The following is a 3,803-nucleotide window of genomic DNA, read 5'->3' on the forward strand; positions in this document are numbered from 1 at the left end:
CTTTTATATATAATATATGTTATGTTAAAAACATACGAATATAATTCTAATTTACTGTAATTAATATATAACTAGGGATTAACAAAATGGCTACAGCAAAAAAACCTATAACTAAAGCTACTGCTAAGAATATGCAAGAAGCTCCGAGTAAAGCTAAAACCAGACAAAATAGTATAGTTGCTCCTGATTATCATCATATAACCGTAAAGTTAGTTGATGGTACTACTATTGAAACTCGTTCTACCTGGGGCAAACCTAGAGACATTTTAAAATTGGATATAGATTGTCACTCACATCCTGCTTGGACAGGTGGAGAAAAACATGTAGATAATGCAGGACAGGTAGCAAAATTTAATCAAAGATTTGCTAATTTTAGTATTTCTAAAAAATAAGTTGTTAAATTGTTAACTTAAACTTTAATATAAACAATATATTTATATACAAAATAATTACATTAGGTTTATTATCATGCCAGTGCTTTTTCTTATTACCTTTACCGATATTTTAGGTTTTGGCATGATTATCCCAGTATTGCCTATGTTTCAAAAAGTTTTGGTTTTAACCCCACTACAAGTTGGTATTGTAGTAGCTATATTTGCAGTTTGTAATTTAATTGCTAATATGATCTTTGGTATTTTAAGTGATAAAATAGGGAGAAAACCCTTACTTTTTATTCCCACAATTCTTATGAGTATCTGTTACTTTATTACTCCTTTTTTTGTGCATAGTTTTGTTGCTTTAATTGCTATGAGAGCCTTAACAGGCTTTTTCTCCGGAAATTTTGCAGTATGTTTTGCAGCAGCTAGTGATTTATCCTCTAAGGAAAATCGGGCAAAAGCAATGGGACTTATGGGATCTGCTTTCGGATTAGGCTTCATTCTAGGACCAGCCATAGGTGGATACCTAGCAAGTGGATACCCTGATAATTATTTCACTATCCCCTTTAGATTAGCCGGATGTCTAGGTATGGTTTCTGCTATTTTAGCATGCTTTTTATTTAAGGAATCTTTACCTCTTAATACTACTAACGAGACGATTTATAATATTAAACAACAATTATCCACAGTTCTTAAAAACAGAGTTATATTATATAATATTGTATTTTCTGTATTACTCTTTGTAACTTTTTCAGGAGTAGAAGTATTTTTTAGCCTATGGCAAAGTATTAAATTCGGCTTTGATCCTCTCCATATCGGTTTATTTTGGACGGTTTTTGCTATTATTCAAACTTTATCACAATTATTAGTTCCCAGATTCTACTCAGGTAGAAAAGCTTTATTCTTAGGTACTACCTTATATTTTATAGCATTTTTATTATTAAGCTTCTTTACTAATGATAAATATATTGCTTTAGGATTAGTAGCAATCCTAGTGGCAGGTAGTAATGGGTTGGTATTCCCTAATCTTAGCTCTAGTATATCCTTTCAAGGTTCTCCTCATCAACAAGGCTTAATTTTTTCTATTAATCAAGCCTCAGGTAGTTTAGGTAGAATGATTGGTCCTTCATTATTAGGAGCTATTTATACCTATACTTCTATTAATTTTGCTTGGTTATTTATAGCATTCATTTTATTTATTATGTTATTTTTTATCAAAGATTTATTTAAGAGTAGCCATGCTTAATACTCTTAATAACTTTAATAGCACCAATTTACTTAACCTTATATTTTATATATCTTTCAGAATATTTTACAGGTTATTTTTTAAATAAAAACTATTATTCTAGTAGTACACTTTCTATATCACTAAAAAGACGAGAACGTATTAAGAAACGTATACCTTCTCCATTTTCTAATGAAAACATCCCTCCTCTCCCTACCACAACATCCAAGGTAAGATGGGTATGTTTCCAATATTTAAATTGTGCATCACTCATATAAAACTGGGTATCCCCAATCTTTCCAACTAGTACATCAGCTCACCTATGATAAACTCTCCTATTGGATAACACATTGGGCTGGATCCGTCACAGCACCCACAGGACTGATGAAACATAATTTGTCCATATTTATTTTTTAAGCTTGCAATTAATTCTAAGGCAACTTCTGTTGCCTCCACACGATTTACTTTTTGCATATTTTTATCCCCCTTATTTCCTATAAGATTTCTCAGTAATGCGGAAATATCTTACAGAGCAATGATTCTTAGAAAAATCCCAGTTTGTTAGGATTATAAGAAACCAATAGATTTTTAGTCTGTTGGGTTTGTTGGTAATGATTAAGCATCATTTTATGGTTTTCACGCCCTATACCAGATTGTTTATACCCTCCAAAAGCTGCATGTGCCGAGTAATCATGATAACAATTTATCCATACCCGCCCTGCTTGAATTCCTCTTCCCATACGATAGCAAGTATTTATATCCCTAGACCATACACCAGCACCAAGACCATACAGAGTATCATTAGCAAGATGCAGAGCCTCTTCTTCTGTTTTGAAGCTTGTAACAGCTACAACTGGTCCGAAAATTTCTTCTTGGAAGATTCTCATTTTATTATTACCTTTAAAGATTCTTGGCTTAATATAGTATCCATCAGCAAGATCTTCCGTCATTTTTAAAGTCTCACCACCTATAAGTACTTCTGCCCCTTCTTTTTTAGCAATCTCAAAATAGGCAAGGATTTTCTCCATTTGTTCATGTGAAGACTGTGTTCCTAACATAGTTGCCTCCTCTAAAGGATTTCCCTGCACAATAGCAGCTACACGTTTAAGAGCACGCTCCATAAATTTATTATAAATACTTTCCTCAATTAGGGCTCGTGAGGGACAGGTACATACTTCTCCCTGATTAAGAGCAAACATTACAAACCCTTCTATAGCTTTATCAAAAAAGTCATCATCTTTTAAGCATACATCTGCAAAAAAGATATTAGGAGATTTTCCACCTAATTCTACGGTTACAGGAATAAGATTTTGGGAAGCATATTGCATAATTAACCTCCCCGTGGTTGTTTCTCCCGTAAATGCTATTTTTGCAATACGACTATTTGAGGCTAGTGGTTTACCGGCTTCTAATCCGAATTCATTAACTACATTTAAAACACCCTTTGGTAGTAAATCTCCAATAAGTTCTATAAGTACCATAATAGATGCCGGGGTTTGCTCGGCAGGTTTTAATACTATACAATTCCCCGCTGCCAAAGCCGGTGCAACCTTCCAAATAGCCATAAGAATAGGAAAGTTCCAAGGAATAATCTGACCTACAACTCCTAAGGGTTCCTAGAAATGATACGCTATAGTATCAGAATCTATTTCTGATAAACTACCCTCTTGTGCACGAATACATCCGGCAAAATATCTTAAATGATCAATTGCCAAGGGTATATCTGCTACTATACATTCCCGAATTGGCTTACCATTATCAATGGTTTCAGCAAGAGCAAGTAAATTAAGATTTTCCTCCATTTTATCTGCAATTTTATTAAGAATATTAGCACGGGTAGTAACATCGGTTTTTCCCCAAACATTTTTAGCAGCATGAGCAGCATCTAGTTCTTTTTTAATATCCTCAATATTAGAGCGTATAACTTTGCAGAAGACCTCTCCGGTAATAGGTGTTATATTATCAAAATACTGCCCCTTTACTGGAGGAACCCATTCTCCGTTGATATAATTATTATAGGATTATTTATAGGGATTTTTGATTCCTAATTTATTTAAATCAGCATAACTCATGATTCTCCTCCTCAAAATATATAAGTATAAAATACTTCATTGTATTCTTCTTCCTTATTATTATAATAAATTTGATAATATAAATTAATGTATTATTTTACTTATCTCTATAACATTAAAAATAGTTTT

At 32.8% G+C, this 3,803-nt stretch carries 2 protein-coding genes and 2 pseudogenes; 2 read left to right on the top strand and 2 right to left on the bottom strand.

All coding sequences use genetic code 11. The annotated features are described in order from the left end of the window. Positions 1 to 86 precede the first annotated feature (86 nt). Both rpmE and ACQCX0_RS00655 read left to right on the top strand, forming a co-directional pair. The gene (gene rpmE, locus ACQCX0_RS00650) at positions 87 to 392 is read left to right on the top strand and encodes a 50S ribosomal protein L31 (protein ID WP_462562157.1); all 306 of its coding nucleotides are present in this window, start codon (positions 87 to 89) and stop codon (positions 390 to 392) included. Between the two features lie 76 nt (positions 393 to 468). Then, positions 469 to 1,623 (top strand): MFS transporter, encoded by a 1,155-nt coding sequence (locus tag ACQCX0_RS00655; protein WP_462562159.1) that lies wholly within the window; start codon positions 469 to 471, stop codon positions 1,621 to 1,623. Positions 1,624 to 1,717: 94 nt separating this feature from the next. Here the strand turns inward: ACQCX0_RS00655 and ACQCX0_RS00660 are convergent. Together ACQCX0_RS00660 and adh are read right to left on the bottom strand one after the other, a co-directional pair. Next, a pseudogene (locus tag ACQCX0_RS00660) lies at positions 1,718 to 2,076 on the bottom strand (DUF779 domain-containing protein). Between the two features lie 68 nt (positions 2,077 to 2,144). Next, positions 2,145 to 3,620 (bottom strand): annotated as a pseudogene (adh, locus tag ACQCX0_RS00665) (aldehyde dehydrogenase); the annotation flags it as partial. Positions 3,621 to 3,803: the final 183 nt, after the last annotated feature.

Source organism: Candidatus Hepatincolaceae symbiont of Strigamia maritima (assembly GCF_055505085.1).